Raw genomic sequence first — 22,421 nt, 5'->3', positions numbered from 1 at the left:
GCGACGAGCAGCTGTGAGCTTCGCTCATATCTCGGCGCCACAACAATGTGGTCTTCGCAGGCGGAACGAAATTCGACCCTTTGCCGTTTTCGCGGTTGGCGGCGCGCAAGGCCGCCTTCGAGACCAGTCCTCAGCTTTCATCCAAAGTGAAGCATCCGCGACAGGAGCCGACCATGGACGCCATCGTCACCAAGAACGACCTCAGATCCGATGCCAGGAAGGAATCGATCGATCTTCTCAACGCCAGGCTTGCCGACGCCATCGACCTTGCGCTGATCACCAAGCAGGCACATTGGAACGTCAAGGGGCCGCAGTTCATCGCCATCCATGAGATGCTGGACGAATTCCGCGAAGAGATCGACGGCCATGTCGACATCATTGCCGAGCGCGCCGTGCAACTCGGCGGCACCGCGCACGGCACCTCGCAGGAGGTGGCCAGGGCAACGCAGCTGAAGCCCTACCCGATCGACATCCACAAGACCAAGGATCATCTGACGGCGCTGATCGACCGTTATGCTACGGCGGCCAAGCTGACCCGTGAGGCGATCGACGAGGCGGACGACGCCGGCGATCGCGACACCGCCGACATCTTCACGGCCTATTCGCGGTCGCTCGACAAATTGCTGTGGTTCCTCGAAGCGCATACGCAGGAAAGGGAATAGGTCTTTTGACAGTGGCCGGCTGGCTTCAGCCGGCCATCACCTTCTCCGAGACCTTCGGCACCGACATTTGTGCTGCGCGCGACACCAGCGCCGTCATGATTTCGGCGGCGGCGAGCGCCGCAATCACCGGCGGGCGCTTGTCCTTGACGGCACTGCCGCCGATCGGGGAGACGAGACGGCTGAACTCGGCCTCCCTGCCATCGGCGGATTTCAGGAACCAGCTCTTGAATGTCGCCTTCTTGGTCTTCGAGCCGATCATGCCGACATAGGCGGCATCGTCGCGCTTCAGCGCCTCGGCCACGATCAGGAAATCGAGTGCATGGTCATGCGTGAGGACGGCGAAGGCCGAGCCCGCCGGCGCCTCGCGCACGACGGATTCGGGCATTGGAGTAAGCCTGGTCTCGACAGTTTGCGGCATTCCCTCCAGCGCCTCGGCGCGCGTCTCGACGACGATGGTGTGGATCGGCAGCAGCGCCAGCGAGGCGGCCAGCGCCTGGCCGACATGGCCGCCGCCGAAGATATAAACATGCGGCAGATGCGCTTCCTCGGCCTCGGCGTCGCGGACCAGCTCTTGTTGGAGCGCAGTGTCGACCAGGCGGATCAACACCTCGACCCGTCCGCCGCAGCACTGGCCGATCTCCGGCCCGAGCGGCACGTCGAGCGTGGCGCAGACTTCGTCCACCTCGATACGGGCTGCCCTCTCCCTCGCGGGGAGGGTGGCGGCGGAGCCGACGGGTGCGGTCGCCCGCGCAGTGCTCGGCGCCCTTTGGGAGCCTTGTGAGAGCACCCCTGCTGGCCGCTTTGCGGCCATCTCCTCCTCAACGGGGGAGAGAAGCTGCCGCGCCTTGTCGATCGCCATATATTCGAGCTGGCCGCCGCCGATGGTGCCGAAGGTCGCCGATGCCGAGACGAGCATGAAAGCGCCGGTCTCGCGCGGCGTCGAGCCCTTCGTCGCCGCGACCTCGACATGCGCGACATGGCCGGCGCGGCTGAGAAATTGCTTCAGACTTTGCAAGTTCGAGTTCATCGTTCGCGGTTCCAGGGCCGAAATATAGGATTTTTCGACCCGAATTGCACCTTTCAGGCCGGCTTTGCCGCTTCCCGCTTCAGCCTTTCAATCGTCATCAGCACCCGTTCCGGCGTCGCCGGCGCGTCGAGGCACGGACAAATCCTGTGGTCGGCCACGCTCGCCACCGCATCCGACAGCGCGTGCAGCACTGACATGCCCAGCGGGAAAGGCGGCTCACCGACCGCCTTGGAGCGGTGCACGGTCGGCTCCTTCGCCTCGGACCAGTCGGCAAGCGTGACGTTGAAGATCTTCGGCCGGTCGGAGGCGAGCGGGATCTTGTAGGTCGACGGGGCATGGGTGCGCAGCCGGCCCTTCTCGTCCCACCACAACTCCTCGGTGGTCAGCCAGCCCATGCCCTGGATGAAGCCGCCCTCGATCTGGCCGAGGTCGATGGCGCGGTTCAGCGAGCGGCCGGTCTCGTGCAGGATGTCGGTGCGCTCCACCACATATTCGCCGGTCAGCGTGTCGACCGACACCTCCGAACAGGAGGCGCCGTAGGCGAAGTAGTAGAAGGGGCGCCCTTCGCCCTTGTCGCGGTTCCAGTGGATCTTCGGCGTCTTGTAGAAGCCTGCCGCCGAAAGCTGAATGCGGGCCATGTAGGCCTGCCTGACCAGGTCGCCGAAGGGAATCTCCTGGTTGCCGATGCGCACCCTATTGGGCAGGAACAGCACCTGGTCGCGCGGCACCTGGTATTTTTCCGAAGCGAAATTGGCCAGCCGGTCCTTGATCTGGCGCGCGGCGTTCTGCGCCGCCATGCCGTTGAGGTCGGAGCCCGAGGAAGCCGCGGTGGCGGAGGTGTTCGGCACCTTGCCCGTCGTGGTGGCAGTGATCTTCACCTGGTCGAGGTCGATCTGGAACTCTTCCGCCACGACCTGGGCCACCTTGAGGTAGAGGCCCTGCCCCATCTCGGTGCCGCCATGGTTCAGATGCACCGAACCGTCGGTGTAGACATGCACCAGCGCGCCGGCCTGGTTGTAGTGCGTGGCGGTAAAGGAGATGCCGAACTTGACCGGGGTGAGCGCCAGTCCACGCTTGATGAAGCGGCTGTTGTTGTTGAAGGCACTGATCTCGCGCCGCCGCCGCGCATAGTCGGAACTCGCCTCCAGCTCGGCGATGACGCGCTGGATGACGTTATCCTCGACCGTCTGGTGGTAGGGCGTGAGGTTGCGGTCATTGGTGCCGTAAAAATTCTTCTTGCGAATCTCGAGCGGATCCTTGCCGACGGCGAAAGCCACTTCGTCGATCACGCGCTCGGCGCCGACCATGCCTTGCGGGCCGCCGAAGCCGCGGAAGGCGGTGTTGGACACGGTGTTCGTGTAGAGCGGTGCCGACTGCGCATGCACGTTCGGCCAGAAATAGGTGTTGTCGCAGTGGAACAGCGCCCGATCGGTCACCGGGCCGGACAGGTCCGCAGAGAAGCCGCAGCGCGCCGCGAACATGAAGTCGACGCCGAGGATATTGCCGTCGTCGTCGAAGCCGACTTCATAGTCGATGAGGAAATCGTGGCGCTTGCCGGTCGCGGTCATGTCGTCGTCGCGGTCCGGCCGGATCTTGACCGCGCGGTGATGGCGCTTGGCGGCAATTGCGGCGAGCGCCGCGAACTGGTTGCCCTGCGTTTCCTTGCCGCCGAATCCGCCGCCCATGCGGCGAATCTCGACCATGACAGCGTTGCTCGGCACGCCGAGCGCATGACTCACCATATGCTGGACTTCGCTCGGATGCTGGGTCGAGGAATAGATGGTGACGTCCTGGTCCTCGCCAGGGACGGCCATGGCGATATGGCCTTCGAGATAGAAATGCTCCTGGCCGCCGACGCGCATCTTGCCTTTGAGCTTGCGGGGTGCCGCCTTGATCGCCGCCGCCGCGTCGCCGCGCCTCAGCGTCAGCGGCGGCGTCACCAGCCTGTCCTTCACGGGGTCGAGCGCGCCGATGTCGGTGACGAAAGGCAATTGCTTGTATTCAACCCTGGCCAGCCGGGTGGCGCGGCGCGCCTGCTCGCGCGTCTCGGCGATGACGCAGAAGATCGGCTGACCAAAGAACTGCACCTTGCCTTCGGCAAGCACCGGTTCGTCGTGGCGACCGGTCGGCGAGATGTCGTTTTCTCCCGGCACGTCCTTTGCCGTCAGCACATCGACGACGCCGGGAGCACTGCGCACCGCCGACAGATCCATTTTGATGATCGTCGCATGCGTTGCCGTGGACAGGCCAAGGCAGCCATGCAGCGTGCCGGCCGGTTCCGGCATGTCGTCGATATAGAGTGCCGTGCCGCTGACATGCTTGTGCGCTGAATCGTGACGCTGGTCGCTGGCGACACCGCCCGAAATCTTTTGGGCCTTGAGGTTGGGAACGTGCTTGGTCATCAGGCAGCCTCGTAGCGTGAGACCTGGAACGGCGCCCTGGTGCCGGTGGTCTCGACAAAGAAGCGCAAGAGGAGATTCTTGGCCGCCAGCGCCCGGTATTCGGCGCTTGCCCGCATGTCGGTAAGCGGCGTGAAGTCGTTGGCGTATTCGGCCATCGCGGCCTCAACCGAAGCCTCCGTCCACGGCTTGCCAATCAGCGTCTTTTCGACGGCGAAGGCCCGCTTCGGCGTCGCGGCCATGCCGCCATAGGCGATGCGGATATCGGCCACGCTGCCGTCCTTGGCCAGGGTCAGATAGAAGGCGCCAAGGGCGGCAGTGATGTCCTCGTCGCGGCGCTTGGTGATCTTGTAGACGGCGAACTTGGTTCCCTTCGCGGGCACCGGCACATGAACCGCCTCGACGAACTCGCCGGGACGCCGATCCTGCTTGCCATAGGCGATGAAGTAGTCTTCCAGCGGGATCGTGCGCCGCTTCTTGCCGCGGCGAAGCGTCAGGCGCGCGCCAAGCGCGATGAGCGGCGGCGGCGTGTCCCCGATCGGCGAGCCGTTGGCGATGTTGCCGCCGATGGTGCCCATGTTGCGCACCTGGTCGCCGCCGATGCGGTCGAACAGCGGCCCGAGCGCCGGGATGCGCTTCGACAGCGTCGCGAAAGCTTCCGTGTAGGTGACGCCGGCGCCGATCGAGATCACGGCCTTGTCCTCGGCGATGGTGCCAAGCCCCTCGAGACCGCCGATGAAGATCACCGGCGAGATGTCGCGCATGTGCTTGGTGACCCACAGGCCGACATCGGTCGAGCCGGCAACGAGCGTCGCCCCCGGCTCCTTGTCGAGAAGGCCGGCGAGATCATCGGCATCGGCCGGCACGATGAGCCGTGCCTTGCCCGTGCCGATCTCGACGCGGGCGCCGTCGCGCATCGCCTGCAGCCTTGCAGTGATCGCCTTGCGCTCCATCGCCAGCGGGTCCTTGGCCGCCTTGCCGTAGCTGGAGATGGCGCGCGCGGCGCGCATGATTGCCTCGTAGCCGGTGCAGCGGCAGAGATTGCCCTGCAGCGCCTTTTCTATTGCGGCGTCCGACGGTTCGGGCGAGCGCATCCACAGCGCATAGAGCGACATGACGAAGCCGGGGGTGCAGAAGCCGCATTGCGAGCCGTGGAAATCGACCATCGCCTGCTGCACGGGATGCAATTTTTCCGCGTTGCCGCGCAGATGCTCGACGGTGACGACATGGGTGCCGTCGAGCGAGCCGAGAAAGCGGATGCAGGCATTGACGCCTTCATAGACCAGCCTGCCGGCGGAAAGCTTGCCGACCAGCACGGTGCAGGCGCCGCAGTCGCCCTCGGCACAGCCTTCCTTGGTGCCGCGCAGCGAGCGGTCGAGCCGCAGCCAGTCGAGCAAGGTGGCGTCGGGCGCGACATCGGCCAGCGCAATGTCGGTGCCGTTGAGGATGAAGCGTATCTCGCTGCGGGTCTTGGGCTTGGCCATGTCTCAGCTCCCGCGGTAGGTCGAATAGCCATAAGGCGAGATCAGCAGCGGCACATGATAGTGGCGCTCCTCGGCCATGCCGAAGCGGATCGGCACGGTGTCGAGAAAGGCCGGCTCCGGCAGGCTCGTCCCTTGGCGGCGCAGATAATCGCCGGCGGCAAAGACCAGTTCGTACTCGCCGGTGCGGAACTCGGCGCCGGCAAGCAACGGCGTATCGCAGCGACCGTCATCATTGGTGGTGACGGTCTTGAGATGGGTGCGGGCCTGGCGCTCGATGCGAAAAAGCTCGATCGACAGGCCTTTTGCCGGCCTGCCGGTCGCGGTGTCCAGCACATGGGTCGTCAGGCGACCGCCATCGGCTTTCGACGTTTCTGCCACTGGCCGCCTCCCATTTCCAGTACGACCGATTGGCCGGTGCGGTCGAATGTTTTCAGATCAATTGTGCGCCCATTAAAGGCGATGCATAAGTCCCGGTCGAGCGGAGCGTGGCAAAAAGCACTTTCAAAAATTTTCGAGGGAATGTCCCAGCACTGCTTTCGATATCTTCAGTGCAACCACCGGGCAGGAGCGACAATGCGTTACGACAGGGACATGCGCGGCTACGGAGCCAACCCGCCGGACCCGAAATGGCCGCGCGGCGCGCATGTCGCGGTGCAGTTCGTCGTCAATTACGAGGAAGGCGGCGAGAACTGCGTTGTGCATGGCGACAAGGCCTCGGAAGCTTTCCTGTCGGAGATCGTCGGTGCCGCGCCCTGGCCCGGCCAGCGCCACTGGAACATGGAATCGATCTACGAATACGGCGCGCGGGCCGGCTTCTGGCGGCTCTACCGGCTGTTCACCGAAGCGCAGGTACCGGTGACCTGTTACGGCGTCGCGACCGCACTCGCGCGCTCGCCCGACCAGGTGGCGGCGATGCAGGAGGCCGAGTGGGAGATCGCCTCGCACGGGCTGAAATGGATCGACTATCGCGACCATAGCGCGGAGGAGGAACGGCGGGATCTCGAAGAGACGATCCGGCTGCATTCCGAAGTCACCGGGACGCGGCCGACCGGCTGGTACACCGGCCGCACCTCGGTCAACACAGTGCGGCTCGTGGCGGAAGAGGGCGGTTTCGACTACGTCTCCGATACCTATGACGACGAGCTCCCCTACTGGTTCGACCGCGAAGGGCTGGAAAAGCCTCAGCTCATCATTCCCTACACGCTCGACGCCAACGACATGCGCTTTGCAACGCCTCAAGGCTTCAATTCGGGCGACCAGTTCTTCGCTTATCTGAAGGATAGCTTCGACACGCTCTATGCCGAGGGCAAGGCGGGTCGGCCGCGCATGATGAATATCGGCCTGCATTGCCGGCTGGTCGGACGTCCGGGCCGCGCCGCAGCGCTGAAGCGCTTCGTCGACTATGTGAGGTCGCACGATAAGGTTTGGCTGACCCGGCGCATCGACATCGCGCGCCACTGGCGCGAGACGCATCCTTACCAGGCGCCGGTTCTGCGTCCGTCGCGGATGCAGTTCGAGGCCTTCGTGCACGCCTTCGGCGGGGTGTTCGAACATTCGCCGTGGATCGCCGAGCGCGCCTACGAGCTGGAGCTCGGTCCGGCGCATGACAGCGCCGGCGGCCTGCACAATGCGCTCTGCCGCGTCTTCCGCGCCGCTACCGAAGCCGAGCGCCTTTCCGTGCTCAATGCGCATCCGGACCTTGCCGGCAAGCTGGCGAAGGCCAGGCGGCTGACGCCGGAATCGGCCAGAGAACAGGCCTCCGCCGGGCTCGACGCGCTGACCGACAAGGAGCGCGAGCTGTTCACGAAACTCAACGCCGCCTACGTCACCACCTTCGGCTTCCCGTTCATCATAGCGGTCAAGGGCAAGAGCAAGGACGAGATCCTGGCCGAGTTCGAGGCACGGATCGGCAATGGCCGCGGTGTGGAGTTCGACACCGCCTGCAAACAGGTCGAGCGCATCGCGCTGCTTCGGCTGAGAGACATGCTTCCACAATAGGTTTCAACACATGGATATGATGAAAGTGGCCGAGCGAACCTACTATGCACCGCATGGCGGCCATCCCGGTCAGAACGAGCTTTTGACGGGACGCGCTGTCTTCACCGAGGCCTATGCGGTCATCCCAAAGGGCGTGATGCAGGATATCGTCACCAGCCCGCTGCCGTTCTGGGACCAGACCAGAGCCTGGATCATCGCGCGGCCGCTCTCCGGCTTTGCCGAGACGTTTTCGCAATACATCGTCGAAGTGCTGCCCGGCGGCGGCAGTGACCGGCCGGAACTCGATACCGGCGCCGAGGGCGTGCTGTTCGTGGTCGAGGGCGAGCTCAGCGTTTCGCTTGACGGTAATACGCACGTGCTTGCCCCCGGCGGCTTCGCCTTCCTGCCGCCGGCAAGCGGCTGGACGGTGCGCAACGAGAGCACCACTGCCGTTCGCTTCCACTGGATCCGCAAGGCCTATGAAGCCGTCGATGGCCTCGACACACCGGAAGCCTTCTTCAGCAGCGACCAAGAGGTGACGCCGAGTCCGATGCCCGGCACGGAGGGCCGCTGGGCGACGACGCGCTTCGTCGACCCGGCCGACATGCGCCACGACATGCACGTCACCATCGTGACGCTCAAGCCAGGCGCGGTGATCCCCTTTGCCGAGACGCATGTGATGGAGCACGGGCTCTACGTGCTCGAAGGCAAGGCCGTCTACCGCCTCAACCAGGACTGGGTCGAGGTCGAGGCCGGCGACTTCATGTGGCTGCGCGCCTTCTGCCCGCAGGCCTGCTATGCCGGCGGTCCCGGCAATTTCCGCTACCTGCTCTACAAGGACGTCAACCGCCACGCCAAGCTTGGCGGCGCCGCCCTTGGGGGCCGCGGGCGGTGACCCGTATCGTCGCCCGGCCGCTGACGCGCGAAAACTTCGCGCCGTTCGGCGACGTCATCGACATGGGGGGCGACGACCGCTACCCGATCAATGGCGGCAAGGCGATGCGCTATCACGACCTCGCCACGGCCGAGGCTGCCGGGCCGAATGCGCGCGTGCTGATCTCTATGGTGCGCGGCACGCCTTACGAGTTGCCGCTGAAGCTGACCATGGTCGAGCGCCATCCGCTGGGCAGCCAGGCTTTCATTCCATTGTCACCGCGCCCGTTCCTGGTTGTCGTGTGCCGTGACACCAAGGACGGACCGGGCGAACCGCATGCATTCATCACCGCGCCCGGACAGGGCATCAACTATCGCCGCAACCTCTGGCACGGCGTGCTGACGCCGATCGGCGAGGAGCAGGATTTCCTGATCGTGGACCGTGGCGGCGAGGGGTCCAATCTCGAAGAGTTTCACTTCTCGCACCCTTACGAAATCCACCTTCCCTGAAAGCCTCCGATTTCCCATGACCGACATTTCGCTGATCGACCGCCTGCTCGACGTGATCGAGCTCGACATCGTGCCGAGGACGGCCGAAGGCGTTGCCCACGGCAACAAGCTCTTCGGCGCCGCGATCCTCCGAAAAAGCGATCGCTCGCTGGTGCTCGCCGAAACCAACAATGAGATCGAAAACCCGCTCTGGCATGGCGAGGTGCATTGCCTGAAGCGCTTCTACGAAATGCCGAGGGCCGAGCGTGTCGACACCAAGGATGCGCTTTTCATCGCCACGCACGAGCCCTGCTCGCTCTGCCTGTCGGCGATCACCTGGACCGGCTTCGACAATTTCTACTATCTCTTCAGCCATGAGGATTCGCGCGACAGCTTCGCCATCCCGCATGATTTGAAGATCCTGAAGGAGGTCTTCACCCTCGATCCCGGCGGCTACAATGCGGAGAACGCCTACTGGAAGAGTTTTTCGATCCGCAGGCTGGTGCGCGCTTTGCCCGAAGCCGATCGCAAGCGGCTGGAGGCGCGTATCGGCCAGATCTCGGCACGCTATGACGAACTCTCCGGCACCTATCAGGCGAGCAAGAGCGAGAACGATATTCCGTTGAACTGAGAGTTGACCAGGAACTGAGTTGACCAGCCGATTTCGCCGGCTGGCCCATGACGCGGCGCCGGCGGCTCCACCATGTGCTTGCCATGAAAACCGTCACTGAATTCCCCCGCAAGGTCGTCGAATTTCCCGATATGGGCATCGTCATGCCGGATGGCTGCCGGCTATCGGCGCGGGTCTGGATGCCGCAGGATGCGGCCGACGATCCGGTGCCGGCGATCCTCGAGCACCTGCCCTACCGCAAGCGCGACGGAACGATCCTGCGCGATCAACTGACCCATCCCTATTTCGCCGGCCACGGCTACGCCTCGATCCGCGTCGACATGCGCGGCAACGGCGATTCCGAAGGGCTGATGGACGACGAATATTCCGAGCAGGAACTGCAGGACGCCTGCGACGTCATCGCTTGGGCGGCCGCGCAGCCTTGGTGCAACGGCAATATCGGCATGATGGGCATCTCCTGGGGCGGCTTCAACTGCCTGCAAGTGGCGGCGAAGCAGCCGGCGGCGCTCAAGGCGGTGATCAGCCTGTGCTCGACGGTGGACCGCTATGCCGACGACATCCACTACAAGGGCGGCTGCCTGCTGCTGGAGAATTTCGGCTGGGCCTCGACGATGCTTTCCTATTCGTCGCGGCCGCCGGATCCGCTGATTGCCGGCGGCAACCGCTGGCGCGATCTTTGGCTTAACCGGCTGGAGAACCAGCCGTTCCTGGGGCCGCTATGGCTCAGCCACCAGCATCGCGATGATTATTGGAAACGCGGCTCGATCTGCGAGGATTTTTCGGCCGTCCATGCGGCGGTGCTGTCGATCGGGGGCTGGCATGACGGCTACCGCAACACGATCTCGCACCTGGTCACCAACATCCAGTCGCCGGTCAAAGGCATCGTCGGCCCCTGGATCCACAAATACCCGCACTACGCGGCCCCCAAGCCGGCCATCGGCTTCCTGCAGGAGGCGCTGCGCTGGTGGGACCGCTGGTTGAAGGGCGAGGAGACCGGCGTCGAGCACGACCCCGACTACCGCGCCTATGTGATGGACAGCGTTCGGCCCGCCCGGTGGCACCCGAAGCGGCCGGGCCGCTGGATTGCGGAACAGGAGTGGCCGTCGCCCATCATCAAGGTCGAGGCGGTCGAGCTCATCCCGGAGGGTACCAGACCTTCGATTTTGGCGTCCCCGCAGACCTGCGGGCTCGCCGGCGGCGAATATTTTCCGTTCACCTTCGGGCCGGAACTGCCGGGCGACCAGCGTTCCGACGACGCATTGTCGGTGTGCTTCGATCAGCCGGAACTCGAGGCGGCGATCGACATCGTCGGCGCGCCGGAGCTTGAAGTCCGGGTCGCCTCCGATCGCCGTCAGGCGAACATCGCGGTCCGGCTCTGCGACGTCCATCCCGACGGCGCCTCGGAACTGATCTCCTATGGCGTGCTCAACCTCACGCATCGCAACTCGCATGAATTCCCGGAAGCGCTGGTACCGGGCGAGACCGTCTCGGCGCGCGTCGTGCTCGACCAGTGCGCCTACCGGATGCCGGCCGGCCACCGGCTGAGGATCGCGGTTTCCAATGCCTACTGGCCCATGATCTGGCCATCGCCCGAGCCGGTGCGTCTCGAGCTTTCGAAGGCGACACTCAAGCTGCCGCTGCGCCCGCTGGCGAAAGGCGACGAGACCTCCTTCGCCGACCCGGAAGGCGCCACGCCCTGGGCAACGGAAACGCTCAGGCCGACCAATTCCGAGCGCCGTGTCGAGCGCAACGAAAAGACCGGTGTGGTCACGCTCGCCATAACCGACGATTTCGGCGAGGTGCGCGACCTGGAACATGGACTGGTCCATGGCAGCATCGTCCGGGAGATCTGGACGATCCATCCCGACGATCCGCTGTCGGCGACGGGAAGCACCCATTGGACGCAAACGTTGTCGCGAAATGAATGGTGGGTGCGGACCGAGACCTTTGCCGAGATGCGCGCGAACGCGCAAAATTTCATGCTCAAGGCCAGAATCGAGGCCTATGAGGGAGAAACTTTGGTTTTCGAGCGCGACTTCGAGCAGACGATTCCCCGCGCCCTCGTCTGAGCGCTGGCAAAGTTAGTCCAATTGCGACGCGCCATTTACGCCACGGTATGTCGCATTCGGTCTTGTTACAGCTTTCCGTTGCGGTCATTATCCTCACAAGAACAAGAAACGACCGCATGGTCGAACCATCAGAGTGAGGAACCAAAACATGTCCAATGAACTCGACTATCTCAGCCGTCGCGTCGCTGCCGGCAAGCTCAGCCGCCGTGACTTTCTCGGCCGCGCCGCCGCCCTCGGCATCAGCGCGCCCTTCGCCAATTCGCTGCTTTCGAGCGCGGCTCGCGCCGCCGGTCCCGTCAAGGGCGGCACGCTGAAGGCCGGCCTCGTCGGCGGCGAGTCCACCAACAGCCTCGATCCGGCGCTGATGATGACGCAGGTGCCGTTCGCCTTCGGCAAATGCTGGGGCGAAATGATCGTCGAGCTGTCGCCCGACGGCAAGCTCGAGAACCGCATCGCCGAGGAGATCGGCTCGTCCGACGACGCCAAGGTGTGGACACTGAAGATCCGCGACGGCGTCGAATTCCACAACGGCAAGACCGTGACCGCGCAGGACGTCGCAGCGACGCTGGAGCGCCATTCCGACGAGAAGTCGAAGTCCGGCGCGCTGGGCTACATGAAGGGCATCGAGACCATCAAGGCCAACGGCAAGGAAGTCGTGCTGACGCTGAAGGAGGCCAATGCCGATCTTCCCTATTTGCTCAGCGACTATCACCTGATCGTCCAGCCGAACGGCGGCAAGGACAAGCCCGATGCGGGTATCAGCGCCGGTCCGTACAAGGTCAAGGTCAACGAGCCCGGCGTGCGCCATGTCGGCGAGCGCTTCGCCAACTACTGGCAGGGCGACAAGATGGGCCACGCCGACCAGATCGAAGTCGTCGTCATCAACGACGCGACGGCGCGCACGGCGGCCCTGCAGGGCGGCCAGGTCAACATGATCAACCGCGTCGAGCCGAAGATCGTCGACCTGATCAAGCGCGTGCCGGGCGTCACCATCCGCAACCACTCCGGTCCCGGCCACTACGTGTTCATCATGCACTGCAACACGGCGCCGTTCGACAACAACGACCTCAGGATGGCGCTGAAGCTGGCGATCGACCGCGAGGAGATGCTGAACAAGGTGCTGCGCGGCTATGGATCGCTCGGCAACGACTTCCCCATCAATGCGTCTTACCCGCTGTTCACAGAGATCGAGCAGCGCAAGTACGATCCCGACAAGGCCAAGTTCCACTACAAGAAGTCGGGCCATGACGGTTCGATTCTTCTCAGGACGTCGGACGTCGCCTTCCCCGGGGCCGTCGATGCCTCGCAGCTCTATCAGCAGAGCGCGGCCAAGGCCGGCATCAAGCTCGAGATCAAGCGCGAGCCCGGCGACGGCTACTGGAACGAGGTGTGGAACAAGCAGCCCTTCTGCGCCTCCTACTGGGGCGGCCGCTCGACGCAGGACCAGATGTACTCGACAGCCTATCTGTCGAGCGCCGACTGGAACGACACCCGCTTCAAGCGCCCGGATTTCGACAAGATGGTGCTGGCGGCGCGCGCCGAGCTCGACGAGGCAAAGCGCAAGGCGATGTACCACGACATGGCCGTCATGGTGCGCGACGAAGGCGGTCTGATCCTGCCGATGTTCAACCAGTTCATCGACGCGACCGGCCCCAAGGTGGGCGGCTGGGTCGACGATCCGCATCAGGAACTGAGCAACGGCTACGCTCTGGCAAAGTGCTGGCTCGAAGCCTGAGCCTGGCCTTGCGGAGATGTCCTCGCCCATCGTGAAACTGGTGGCCCAGCGCATTGCGCTGGGCATCCTCCTTCTGCTGGCCGTTTCGGTCCTGATCTTCGCCGGCACCCAGATCCTGCCCGGCGACGTCGCGCAAGCCATCCTCGGACAATCGGCGACGCCGGAGTCGCTCGCCAACCTGCGCGAGCAGCTCGGGCTTAACCAGCCTGCCTATATCCGCTACTTTCACTGGCTGGGCGGCGTGCTCACCGGCGACCTCGGCACAGCCATGTCGAGCGGGCAGGACATAGCGACGTCGATCAAGGACCGGCTGTGGAACACGCTGTTCCTGGCGTTCTGGGCGGCGATCGTCGCCGTGCCGCTGGCCATCACGCTGGGACTGATCGCGGTGCGCTTCCGTAATGGCTGGGTCGACAAGCTGATCTCCGGGCTGGCGCTCGCCTCGACTTCGTTCCCGGAATTCTTCATCGGCTATCTGCTGGTGTTCTACTTCGCGGTTCAGCACCAGTGGTTCCCCGCCATCTCCACCGTCTATGAAGGAATGCCGCTCGGCGAGCGCATACAGGCGATCGCGCTGCCGGCCTCGGCGCTGACACTGGTGGTGCTTGCCCATATGATGCGCATGACGCGCGCGGCGATCCTCAACGTCATGCAATCGGCTTATGTCGAGACGGCCGAGCTCAAGGGTCTTTCCGCCTTTGCCGTCATCCGCAAGCACGCCTTCCCGAACGCCATCGCGCCGATCATCAACGTCGTCATGCTCAACCTTGCCTATCTCGTCGTCGGCGTCGTCGTGGTCGAGGTGATCTTCGTCTATCCGGGCATGGGCCAGTATCTCGTCGATCACGTCACCAAGCGCGACGTGCCGGTCGTGCAAGCGGTCGGGCTGATCTTTGCCGCGGTCTACATCAGCCTCAACATCATTGCGGACATTGCGGCGATCGTCGCCAATCCGCGTCTCAGGCATCCGAAGTAGGGGGCGACCGATATGCTCGATATCAGACGCATCCCCATCCCCGCTCTTGTCGGCGTCGTGCTAACAACGCTATTCGTGCTTATGGCGGTCTTTGCGCCCTGGATCGCGCCGCACGGCAATGCCGAGATCATTGGCGACGTCTGGGGGCCGATGTCGTCGGCCCACTGGCTGGGCACCGACAATCTCGGCCGTGACCTGCTGTCGCGCATGATTTACGGCGCCCGCATCACGCTGTTCATCGCGGTGCTGGCCACCGCGCTGTCCTTCTCGCTGGGCGCCATCCTTGGCTTCTCCGCGGCAGTGTTCGGCGGCTGGTACGACACGCTGCTGTCGCGCCTCGTCGATCTCCTGATGTCGATCCCGACGCTGATCATGGGCCTGGTGGTGCTGTCGGTGCTGCCGTCGAACCTGGTGACACTGATCCTGGTGATGGGCATCCTCGATTCGACCCGCGTCTATCGCCTGTCGCGCGCCGTCGCCGTCGACATCAACGTCATGGATTATGTCGAGGCCGCCAAGCTGCGCGGTGAAGGCAGCGGCTGGATCATCTTCCGCGAGATCCTGCCCAACGCATTATCGCCGCTCGTCTCGGAGCTGGGGCTGCGTTTCATTTATGCGGTGCTGTTCTTGTCGACGCTATCCTTCCTCGGCCTCGGCGTGCAGCCGCCGGATGCCGATTGGGGCGGCATGGTGAAGGAGAACAAGGACGGCATCGTGTTCGGCATTCCGGCCGCGCTGATCCCGGCCGCGGCGATCGCGGCGCTGGCGATCTCGGTCAATCTCGTGGCCGACTGGGTGCTCAACCGCACGACGAGCCTGAAGGGAGGGCGCGGCTGATGGCTGACGGCAAAGCGAAGTCAGGCCTTCTGCTCGATATCCGCAATCTGCGCATCGAAGCGACGGTCTATCCGCCCGGCGAGGCGCCGAAGACCATCACGCTCGTCCACGACGTTTCGCTGACGCTGGAAAAGGGCAAGGTGCTCGGCCTGATCGGCGAATCCGGCGCCGGCAAGTCGACCATCGGCCTGTCGTCCATGGGCTATGGCCGCGGCGGCGTGCGCATCACCGGCGGCGAGGTGATCCTCAACGGCCGCGACATCATGAAGGGTGGCAAGGAAGGCTTCCGCAAGCTGCGCGGGCGCGAGGTCTGCTATGTCGCGCAATCGGCGGCCGCCGCCTTCAATCCGGCGCACCGGCTGATGGACCAGGTGGTGGAAGCGGCGCTTCTGCACGGCACGGCGACGCGGGCCGAAGCGGAGAAGCGTGCCGTGGCCCTGTTCAAGAAGCTCAGCCTGCCCAATCCCGAAACGATCGGCCAGCGCTTCCCGCACCAGGTCTCGGGCGGGCAGCTGCAGCGCGTGATGACGGCGATGGCGCTGTGCTCGGAGCCGGACTTGATCGTCTTCGACGAGCCGACCACGGCGCTGGACGTGACGACGCAGATCGACGTGCTGGCGGCGATCAAGGATGCCATCCGCGACACCCATGTGGCGGCGCTCTACATCACCCACGACCTCGCGGTGGTCGCGCAGGTGGCCGACGAGATCATGGTGCTGCGTCACGGCCGGCTGGTCGAATGGGGCGGCACCCGCCAGATCATCAAGGAGCCGCGGCAGGAATACACCAACGCGCTGGTCTCGGTGCATGAGATCAAGCATGACGAGCAGCAGCCGGGCAACGCGCCGATGCTGTCGGTGAAGAACGTGACGGCTGCCTATGGCGGCGGCCACATCAAGGTGCTGAAGAATGTTTCCGTCGATATCTTTCCCGGCCAGACGCTGGCGGTGGTCGGCGAGAGCGGCTCAGGCAAGTCAACGCTGGCGCGCGCCATAACCGGCCTGCTGCCGCCCGAGCAGGGCAGCGTCGTGTTCGACGGCCGCACGCTCGGCAACCGGCTGGCCGACAGGCCGAAGGAAGATTTGCGCCAGCTGCAGATGATCTACCAGATGGCGGACGTGGCGATGAACCCGCGCCAGACGGTGGGCACCATCATCGGCCGGCCGCTGGAGTTCTACTTCGGCATCAAGGGCCGCGAGCGCGACAAGCGCGTAACCGAACTGCTCGACCAGATCGAGATGGGCAAGGGTTTCGTCGACCGCTACCCGGCCGAGCTTTCCGGCGGCCAGAAGCAGCGCGTCTGCATCGCCCGCTCGCTGGCGGCCAAGCCGAAGCTGATCATCTGCGACGAGGTGACGTCGGCACTCGACCCGCTGGTCGCCAACGGCATCCTCAAACTCTTGCTCAACCTGCAGCAGGTCGAGAAGGTCGCCTATCTCTTCATCACCCACGATCTGGCGACGGTGAAGTCGATCGCCGACTCCATCGCGGTGATGTATCGCGGTGAGGTGGTCCGCTATGGCTCGAAGAGCAAGGTGCTGACGCCGCCCTTCGATGCATATACGGACCTCCTTCTGTCCTCCGTTCCGGAGATGGAGATTGGCTGGCTCGAGAAGGCCATCTCGGGGCGGCGCATGGCGAGCGCCGGCAACTAGGGCCCAGGTCTTTCTCAGCGTTTGGACCTGATCATTCGGCCCAGACGCAGCCCTCTCGCAAGCCCGCATGGAGCAGCCCGTGGCGCTCAAATCCCGACTGCTGCTCGTCATCCTCGACGGCGTGCCCTACCGGAACTGGCGCCGGCTGATGGGCAATCTGGAAGGCTGGGTGCAGTCGGGCGAGGCGCAGGTGTGGAGGATGCGCTCGGTGCTGCCGTCGACCTCGGCCTGCTGCTACGCCTCGATCCACACCGGTGTTTCGCCGCAAGTGCACGGCATTCTGTCCAACGAGAACCGGTTCCGGGTCGAGCAGCCCGATATCTTCTCCGAGGTCAGCAAGGCCGGCGGCAAGACTGGCGCCGTCGCCCATTCCTACTGGTCGGAGTTCTTCCGTTCCTGTCCTTTCGACCTGGTCGAGGACATGGAATATGACGAGCCGGGCGGCCCGATCACGCATGGCCGCTTCCACACCATGACCGGCTACAATCTGAAGAACCAGATGACGCCGAGCGACGTCGACCTGTTCGCGACGCTGACCATGCTGACCAGGCGTTACGGCATCGATTACGGAATCCTGCACAGTTGCACGCTGGACTCGATGGGCCATCGCTTCGGCCATGACTGCCACGAGATGGACCATGCCTGCTACGCGGCGGACGGCATGCTTGCCGCCTTCCTGCCCGGCTGGCGGCGGGCCGGCTACGAGGTGATCGTCACCGCCGACCACGGCCAGACGAATCGCGGCCACCACGGCGGTCACGACGACGAGATGCAGGATTTCGCGCTTTATTATTTCGGCCCGGCGAAAGGACCGGAAGCCGATACGCTGCTCGACCAGTTGCAATTGGCGCCGACGGTGCTGCGCCGGCTCGGCGTGGCGATACCGCCGACGATGAAGGCGAAGGTGTTTTTGGAATGAAGGTAGCGTCGGCGCGCCCTCTCCCCGTCCATACGGGGAGAGGGTGAGGGCAGCGCCAGCGTCGATGCGTAGACAGGAACGCTGGAGCCGCCCCTCATCCGCCTGCCGGCACCTTCTCCGCGTATAGTGACGGGAAGAAGAGAGACACTCTGGCAACCTCCCTGCTCTTCGGCTAGCTTCCGGAAATTCCTTGGCGGAGGATGAACCTTTTTGATCCAATCAGCGACACAGCCACGAGGAGCCAGGCGGCTCGACCGGCCATGAATGCGGCGACCGAAACCGATCGCGCGCTCGTAGACCGGGTCGCGAAGGGCGACCGGGCTGCCGTGCGGCTCCTGTTCATGCGTCACCACGCGCGGATCTACCGCTTCGTGGCGCGGCAGACGGGATCGGAAATGATGGCCGACGATATCACCAACGAGGTCTTCCTCGAGCTGTGGCGCCAGGCGCCCGGCTTCGAAGGCCGCTCCGAAGTCTCGACATGGCTGCTCGGCATCGCCCGCTTCAAGGCGCTGTCGATGCTGCGCAAGAAGAAGGAAGACTGGATCGACGACGATGACGCGGCGCAGGTTCCCGACAGCGCCGATACGCCGGAGGTCGTCACCATGAAGGAAGACAAGGCCGCCGCCTTGCGCCGCTTCGTCAACGCCCTGCCGGAAGAGCACCGCACGGTGATCGACCTTGCCTACTACCACGGACAGTCGGTGACCGAGATCGGCGAGGTGCTCAGCATTCCGGTGGCGACAGTCAAGACCAGGATGTTCTACGCCCGCAAGAAACTCGGCGAGGCCTTGAAGGCCGCCGGTTACGACAGGGGGTGGCCATGAGCGCCGCTGAAAAGATGTCGCGCCGCGACGAGATGGAGACGCTGCTGCCGTTCTATCTGAACGGCTCTCTGGAAGGCGCCGAGCTGGAGGCCGTCGAGGAATGGCTGGCCACGGATCCCGCCGCCCTTGCCGCGCTTGGCGAGGCGGAAGCAGAGTTCTCCGGCACCGCGGCCGCCAACGAAGCGCTCCGCCCTCCCGCCGATGCGCTCTCGCGTTTCGCCCGGGCGCTCGACGCCGAAGCCGGTCCGGCCCGCGCACCTGCCGGCCAGTCCTGGCTCGCCAAGGTCTTCGGCCGGGTGACGGCAATGCCCGCCGGCGTCGCCTGGGCCGCGGCCGCGGCGCTGCTGGCGCTTGTCCTGGTACAGTCCTTCGAGCAGCCGGGCGGCAAGGGCAATGATTTCGAGATCGCCGGCGCCCAGGACGATCTGGCGAAGCTGCCCTTCGCGCTGGTCAAGTTCAAGGCGGACGCCAAGATGTCGGAGATCGCCGCCTTCCTTGGCCAGAACGGGCTGAAGATCGCCGGCGGACCGACTGCCGACGGCGTGTTCCACCTGACCATTCCGGCCAGCAGCGCAGCCGATTACGAGAAGCTCGTCGGCCTTATTGCCGCCCAGCCTTTCGCGGAGGCTGTGGTGCAGGGAAGGAAACCGGCCGATGGCGGCTAAGGCGGTCATTCTGCATGCGGCAATCCTTGCGGCGACGGCATTCGTCGCCGCGCCCGCCTTTGCGCAGACCAATGATTCAAAGCTCACCCAGACACAAGTCGACTGCCTCGACCGGGGCACCGCAGCGGGCGCGGACTGTGACAAGGACGGTGGCGCCAAGAATGGCGGCACCAGTAAGGGCGGCGCTGTCGGGGGCGCGGTGTTCATCCCGGCGCTGATCGTCGATCTGTTTCCAAACCCGCCGGCGAGTGCGGCGCCGTCAGGCCCGCCGGGCGGAACCCAGCAGCCGGGCGGCGCGACGGACGCGCTGCCACCCGCGTCCCCGCCAAGCGGGCCGGTCACAGTGCCCACCGGTCTCAATCTGGCCGCGCCGCCGCGCGCCGTGTCCGGCGAGTTCGTGCCCGACGAGGTGCTGGTGACGGTGAACGGCGATGCCGGCGCGGTGCAGCAGATCGCCACCGCCTTCGGCCTGCAGGTGCGTTCGCAGCGCCAGTCGCGGCTGCTCGGCTCAACGCTGGTGCGATTCGGCATTACCGACGGGCGACCGGTCGGCGTGGTGTTGGCGCAGCTTGCCGCCGACGGGCGCACGCAGCGGCGCGAACCCAACCATATCTATTCGCTGCAGCAGGCGGCCGGCATCGTGAATTATGCCTTCGAGCGCATCGCGCTCGATTCAAAGCAGGCGAGCGGGGAGAATGTCCGCATCGCCGTCATCGACACCGGCATCGACGACAGCAATCCGGCGCTGGCCGGGGTCATCGCCGGGCAGTTCGACGCGATGCCCAACGTGCCGATCGAGAAGCGCGACCACGGCACCTCGGTCGACGGGCTGATTGCCGGCGTCGGCGCGCTGGAGGGCATGGCGCCGGGCGCCAGGATTTTTCACGCGCGCGCCTTCGAAGGCGGCAAGTCGACCATGGACGTCATCCTTTCGGCGCTCGATTGGGCGGCCGAGCAGGATGTGAGCATCATCAATATGAGCTTCGTCGGCCCGAAGAACGACCTGCTGGGCACCGCCTGCCGCAACGCGCGCGCGCTCGGCATGGTGCTGGTGGCGGCCGCGGGCAACAACGGGCCGAAGGCGCCGTACGGCTATCCAGGCGCCTTCGACGGCGTCATCGCGGTGACCGCCACCGACGCCAAGGACGGGCTGATGCCGCAGGCCAATCGCGGCCCTTATGTCTTCATCTCGGCGCCGGGCGTGGAGATGGTGGCGCCGAGCGGCGCCGGCTCCGAGGTGGTGACCGGCACTTCCTTCGCGGCAGCGATCGTGTCCGGCGCCATCGCCAACCTGATGCATGCCGCGCCCAACCGGTCGGCCGACGAGATCGAGAAGGCGCTCGCCGCCACCGCGAAGGATCTCGGGCCGAAGGGACGCGACAATGATTTCGGCTATGGGCTGATCGACACGAAGGCGGCTGAGGCGGCGAAGTAGCGTTGTCAGACGGACCGTTTGCCGGTTTGGGTCACTGGTCCAAAGGCGCGGTTGCGGCCCCAAACTGAAGCGTCGCAAACTCACTGCTTCGCAACCGATCGAGGAAAGCCGCAACGGCAGAGGGATCGCTGCCTGCTGGAAATACGACAAAGAGTTCCCATCCTTCGGGCGAGTTCATTTGCTTGCTCGGAAAGCTGCTTTTCCGGGTTAATGCCTGCAATCGATCCAAATCGGCTTGCGGCCCCGTGGCGGTGATGCCTATCAGGCGGGTGGTTGGTGATGCAAGGATGGGAGGCGAGGCCTCCTCCGCAACGGAAAATGTTGGGAAAGCGCTGGGAGCGAGCGCTGCCGAGATGAGCAGGATGTAGCGTCCGGCCATATGCATGAGGCAATGTGCACTGGCACGCTATCGTTCGCAAGGAATCCAGGACGGCCCGGCGTATCTGACTTTATACCGGCGCCCCCGCCACCGATCCCCTCGCCACCAGATTGACCGGCCAGACCTCGCCCCGCGACCCTTCCTCCAGCCCCGATATGCGCGCCGCCAGCCGTTCGGCGACGCGCACCGGCACCACCGTTGGTCACTGGCGCTTCGGACTGACGGCCTCGACCTCTTCTCGCATGCTCGCATCAGGTAGTTCGCTGGGACCATCTGGGTTCGGGGCTGGGTTTTCACGCGTGTCCCTCGGCGGCTTGTCCTTTGGATTGGGGTTATCTGGTATTGGTTTCCGTGCTTTTTCCTGTTTCGTTGATTTCGGCATCGGACAGATCCCTTTCCTGCACAACTTCGGCGAAAGCTGCGGTTTCATGCCAAGTCAGTAGCTAGTTGGTCGTTCGGTGCTTTTTGCGATTTTGGCACCCGCCTCCACCGAGCGGCGGCGGCGAGTCGACGCCGGATAATAGCTCGCTCGTCGCGATGAACCAGGAGACCCAGTTTGTGATGGAACGCTACCGCCGAACAATTAGTTCCTGGTCAAATACCGATCCGGCGGAGGGTTTCGTACCTGGGAGAGAACAATGAAGATCCGCAGTTGCATGACAAAGGATGTAACGATTGCCAATCCCGAACAGTCAATTCGCGACGTGGCGCAGATGATGGAAAGGCTTGACGCGGGGGCCGTCCCCGTGGCCGACGGTGATCGGCTGGTCGGCATGATAACCGATCGCGATATCGCCATCCGTGGGGTGGCGGCGGGTAAAGGACCTGACGCCAAGGTAGGGGATGTGATGAGCCCGGAGGTCAAATACTGCTTTGATGACGATGATGTCGAGCGTGTGCTCGAAAACATGGGCGACTTGCAAGTGCGCCGACTCCCCGTCCTCAATCGAGACAAGCGGCTCGTCGGCATCGTTTCCATTGGCGATCTGGCGACAAATGGCGAAACTGCAGAGACTGGAGACGCTTTGCGCGATATCTCGCGGCCGGGCGGCGAGCATTCGCAATCTGCACATTGATTAGTGCGCAAGTCGGCTGGATGTGAGCCTCCCCTTCGTTGACCGGCGGTTCGTGCCGGCTGGGCAGGCGCTTTCTTCGATTGGTCGAGGATCCCAGATCCGAAGCGTCGGCGCTCGACGCTTCGGGGTGCGGGGGAGCTATTGGGCTGGCGTGCCGCCGAGGATAAGCAGAAAACCCGGGGACTGTCAGGAATTCTGTGCGCGAGGCCGGTTTCGTCACTGGCCGACGAACCTTTCGCCGAAGACGACGGCGAACTGGGTCTTGGCCTCGAACCACTCGCGCGGCGGTCGTTTCCATTCCTCGGC

At 64.5% G+C, this 22,421-nt stretch carries 20 protein-coding genes and 1 pseudogene; 15 read left to right on the top strand and 6 right to left on the bottom strand.

Annotated elements, in window-relative coordinates:
- Positions 1-173: 173 nt before the first annotated feature.
- Complete coding sequence (gene dps / locus EN818_RS15885) at positions 174-662, top strand: DNA starvation/stationary phase protection protein Dps (RefSeq protein ID WP_095805407.1); 489 nt, start codon at positions 174-176, stop codon at positions 660-662.
- A 25-nt stretch (positions 663-687) separates the two neighbouring features.
- Here dps and xdhC read toward each other — a convergent pair whose 3' ends face one another.
- From xdhC to uraH, 4 genes are read right to left on the bottom strand one after another with little or no spacing between them, the layout of a single operon-like run.
- Positions 688-1,689 (bottom strand): xanthine dehydrogenase accessory protein XdhC, encoded by a 1,002-nt coding sequence (gene xdhC, locus EN818_RS15880; protein WP_135904779.1) that lies wholly within the window; start codon positions 1,687-1,689, stop codon positions 688-690.
- Positions 1,690-1,742: 53 nt separating this feature from the next.
- Positions 1,743-4,091 (bottom strand): xanthine dehydrogenase molybdopterin binding subunit, encoded by a 2,349-nt coding sequence (gene xdhB, locus EN818_RS15875; protein ID WP_095804992.1) that lies wholly within the window; start codon positions 4,089-4,091, stop codon positions 1,743-1,745.
- On the bottom strand, positions 4,091-5,572 hold the full coding sequence (gene xdhA, locus EN818_RS15870) for a xanthine dehydrogenase small subunit (RefSeq protein ID WP_095804993.1): 1,482 nt from the start codon (positions 5,570-5,572) through the stop codon (positions 4,091-4,093). The genes xdhB and xdhA overlap by 1 nt, the downstream gene beginning before the upstream one ends.
- A 3-nt stretch (positions 5,573-5,575) precedes the next feature.
- Positions 5,576-5,950, bottom strand: a complete 375-nt coding sequence (gene uraH, locus EN818_RS15865; RefSeq protein WP_095804994.1) for a hydroxyisourate hydrolase — start codon at positions 5,948-5,950, stop codon at positions 5,576-5,578.
- A 195-nt stretch (positions 5,951-6,145) separates the two neighbouring features.
- On the opposite strand from uraH, the gene puuE reads away from it, so the two are divergent.
- The 13 genes from puuE to EN818_RS15800 all read left to right on the top strand — a co-directional run bounded on the left by puuE (position 6,146) and on the right by EN818_RS15800 (position 20,660).
- The gene (puuE, locus tag EN818_RS15860) at positions 6,146-7,570 is read left to right on the top strand and encodes an allantoinase PuuE (RefSeq protein WP_095804995.1); all 1,425 of its coding nucleotides are present in this window, start codon (positions 6,146-6,148) and stop codon (positions 7,568-7,570) included.
- Positions 7,571-7,580: 10 nt separating this feature from the next.
- Positions 7,581-8,444 (top strand): bifunctional allantoicase/(S)-ureidoglycine aminohydrolase, encoded by an 864-nt coding sequence (locus EN818_RS15855; RefSeq protein ID WP_095804996.1) that lies wholly within the window; start codon positions 7,581-7,583, stop codon positions 8,442-8,444.
- The gene (locus EN818_RS15850; RefSeq protein ID WP_095804997.1) at positions 8,441-8,932 is read left to right on the top strand and encodes an ureidoglycolate lyase; all 492 of its coding nucleotides are present in this window, start codon (positions 8,441-8,443) and stop codon (positions 8,930-8,932) included. The genes EN818_RS15855 and EN818_RS15850 overlap by 4 nt, the downstream gene beginning before the upstream one ends.
- 16 nt (positions 8,933-8,948) lie before the next feature.
- Positions 8,949-9,542 (top strand): nucleoside deaminase, encoded by a 594-nt coding sequence (locus tag EN818_RS15845; RefSeq protein ID WP_095804998.1) that lies wholly within the window; start codon positions 8,949-8,951, stop codon positions 9,540-9,542.
- Between the two features lie 83 nt (positions 9,543-9,625).
- The gene (locus tag EN818_RS15840) at positions 9,626-11,611 is read left to right on the top strand and encodes a CocE/NonD family hydrolase (RefSeq protein WP_129553541.1); all 1,986 of its coding nucleotides are present in this window, start codon (positions 9,626-9,628) and stop codon (positions 11,609-11,611) included.
- 148 nt (positions 11,612-11,759) lie between these two features.
- Positions 11,760-13,346, top strand: coding sequence for an ABC transporter substrate-binding protein (locus tag EN818_RS15835; protein ID WP_095804999.1), 1,587 nt, complete (start codon positions 11,760-11,762; stop codon positions 13,344-13,346).
- Positions 13,347-13,362: 16 nt separating this feature from the next.
- The gene (locus EN818_RS15830; RefSeq protein ID WP_095805000.1) at positions 13,363-14,322 is read left to right on the top strand and encodes an ABC transporter permease; all 960 of its coding nucleotides are present in this window, start codon (positions 13,363-13,365) and stop codon (positions 14,320-14,322) included.
- 12 nt (positions 14,323-14,334) lie between these two features.
- Positions 14,335-15,159: an ABC transporter permease gene (locus tag EN818_RS15825; protein WP_095805001.1), complete on the top strand. Its 825-nt coding sequence runs from the start codon at positions 14,335-14,337 to the stop codon at positions 15,157-15,159.
- Positions 15,159-16,814 carry an ABC transporter ATP-binding protein gene (locus EN818_RS15820; RefSeq protein WP_095805002.1) on the top strand — a complete coding sequence of 552 codons (1,656 nt, stop codon included), beginning with the start codon at positions 15,159-15,161 and terminating at the stop codon, positions 16,812-16,814. Before EN818_RS15825 ends, EN818_RS15820 begins: the two co-directional genes overlap by 1 nt.
- 79 nt (positions 16,815-16,893) lie before the next feature.
- Positions 16,894-17,733 carry an alkaline phosphatase family protein gene (locus EN818_RS15815; protein ID WP_095805409.1) on the top strand — a complete coding sequence of 280 codons (840 nt, stop codon included), beginning with the start codon at positions 16,894-16,896 and terminating at the stop codon, positions 17,731-17,733.
- Positions 17,734-17,993: 260 nt separating this feature from the next.
- Positions 17,994-18,560 (top strand): sigma-70 family RNA polymerase sigma factor, encoded by a 567-nt coding sequence (locus EN818_RS15810; RefSeq protein ID WP_095805410.1) that lies wholly within the window; start codon positions 17,994-17,996, stop codon positions 18,558-18,560.
- Positions 18,557-19,225 (top strand): anti-sigma factor, encoded by a 669-nt coding sequence (locus EN818_RS15805; RefSeq protein ID WP_095805003.1) that lies wholly within the window; start codon positions 18,557-18,559, stop codon positions 19,223-19,225. The genes EN818_RS15810 and EN818_RS15805 overlap by 4 nt, the downstream gene beginning before the upstream one ends.
- Positions 19,215-20,660 (top strand): S8 family serine peptidase, encoded by a 1,446-nt coding sequence (locus tag EN818_RS15800; protein ID WP_095805004.1) that lies wholly within the window; start codon positions 19,215-19,217, stop codon positions 20,658-20,660. Before EN818_RS15805 ends, EN818_RS15800 begins: the two co-directional genes overlap by 11 nt.
- A gap of 31 nt (positions 20,661-20,691) precedes the next feature.
- On the opposite strand, the gene EN818_RS15795 is transcribed toward EN818_RS15800, so the two are convergent.
- Positions 20,692-21,045 carry a hypothetical protein gene (locus EN818_RS15795; RefSeq protein ID WP_095805005.1) on the bottom strand — a complete coding sequence of 118 codons (354 nt, stop codon included), beginning with the start codon at positions 21,043-21,045 and terminating at the stop codon, positions 20,692-20,694.
- A 64-nt stretch (positions 21,046-21,109) separates the two neighbouring features.
- Positions 21,110-21,223 (bottom strand): annotated as a pseudogene (locus EN818_RS34430) (transcriptional regulator); the annotation flags it as partial.
- A 454-nt stretch (positions 21,224-21,677) separates the two neighbouring features.
- Here EN818_RS34430 and EN818_RS15785 point away from each other — a divergent pair.
- Positions 21,678-22,115 carry a CBS domain-containing protein gene (locus EN818_RS15785; protein ID WP_095805006.1) on the top strand — a complete coding sequence of 146 codons (438 nt, stop codon included), beginning with the start codon at positions 21,678-21,680 and terminating at the stop codon, positions 22,113-22,115.
- The last annotated feature ends 306 nt before the right edge of the window (positions 22,116-22,421 follow it).

This window comes from Mesorhizobium sp. M3A.F.Ca.ET.175.01.1.1, from assembly GCF_004791945.1.
In the GTDB taxonomy this organism is placed as follows: Bacteria; Pseudomonadota; Alphaproteobacteria; order Rhizobiales; family Rhizobiaceae; genus Mesorhizobium.
The sequence above is the reverse complement of the archived record's forward strand: the minus strand, read 5'-3'. Positions and strand labels throughout refer to the sequence as shown.

Excerpts from the sequence above, each read along its gene's own strand:
- dps (WP_095805407.1), top strand. The coding sequence starts at position 174 with ATGGACGCCATCGTCACCAAGAACGACCTCAGATCCGATGCCAGGAAG.
- xdhC (WP_135904779.1), bottom strand. The coding sequence starts at position 1,689 with ATGAACTCGAACTTGCAAAGTCTGAAGCAATTTCTCAGCCGCGCCGGC.
- xdhB (WP_095804992.1), bottom strand. The coding sequence starts at position 4,091 with ATGACCAAGCACGTTCCCAACCTCAAGGCCCAAAAGATTTCGGGCGGT.
- xdhA (WP_095804993.1), bottom strand. The coding sequence starts at position 5,572 with ATGGCCAAGCCCAAGACCCGCAGCGAGATACGCTTCATCCTCAACGGC.
- puuE (WP_095804995.1), top strand. The coding sequence starts at position 6,146 with ATGCGTTACGACAGGGACATGCGCGGCTACGGAGCCAACCCGCCGGAC.
- EN818_RS15855 (WP_095804996.1), top strand. The coding sequence starts at position 7,581 with ATGGATATGATGAAAGTGGCCGAGCGAACCTACTATGCACCGCATGGC.
- EN818_RS15845 (WP_095804998.1), top strand. The coding sequence starts at position 8,949 with ATGACCGACATTTCGCTGATCGACCGCCTGCTCGACGTGATCGAGCTC.
- EN818_RS15840 (WP_129553541.1), top strand. The coding sequence starts at position 9,626 with ATGAAAACCGTCACTGAATTCCCCCGCAAGGTCGTCGAATTTCCCGAT.
- EN818_RS15835 (WP_095804999.1), top strand. The coding sequence starts at position 11,760 with ATGTCCAATGAACTCGACTATCTCAGCCGTCGCGTCGCTGCCGGCAAG.
- EN818_RS15830 (WP_095805000.1), top strand. The coding sequence starts at position 13,363 with ATGTCCTCGCCCATCGTGAAACTGGTGGCCCAGCGCATTGCGCTGGGC.
- EN818_RS15825 (WP_095805001.1), top strand. The coding sequence starts at position 14,335 with ATGCTCGATATCAGACGCATCCCCATCCCCGCTCTTGTCGGCGTCGTG.
- EN818_RS15820 (WP_095805002.1), top strand. The coding sequence starts at position 15,159 with ATGGCTGACGGCAAAGCGAAGTCAGGCCTTCTGCTCGATATCCGCAAT.
- EN818_RS15810 (WP_095805410.1), top strand. The coding sequence starts at position 17,994 with ATGAATGCGGCGACCGAAACCGATCGCGCGCTCGTAGACCGGGTCGCG.
- EN818_RS15805 (WP_095805003.1), top strand. The coding sequence starts at position 18,557 with ATGAGCGCCGCTGAAAAGATGTCGCGCCGCGACGAGATGGAGACGCTG.
- EN818_RS15800 (WP_095805004.1), top strand. The coding sequence starts at position 19,215 with ATGGCGGCTAAGGCGGTCATTCTGCATGCGGCAATCCTTGCGGCGACG.
- EN818_RS15795 (WP_095805005.1), bottom strand. The coding sequence starts at position 21,045 with ATGCATATGGCCGGACGCTACATCCTGCTCATCTCGGCAGCGCTCGCT.
- EN818_RS15785 (WP_095805006.1), top strand. The coding sequence starts at position 21,678 with ATGAAGATCCGCAGTTGCATGACAAAGGATGTAACGATTGCCAATCCC.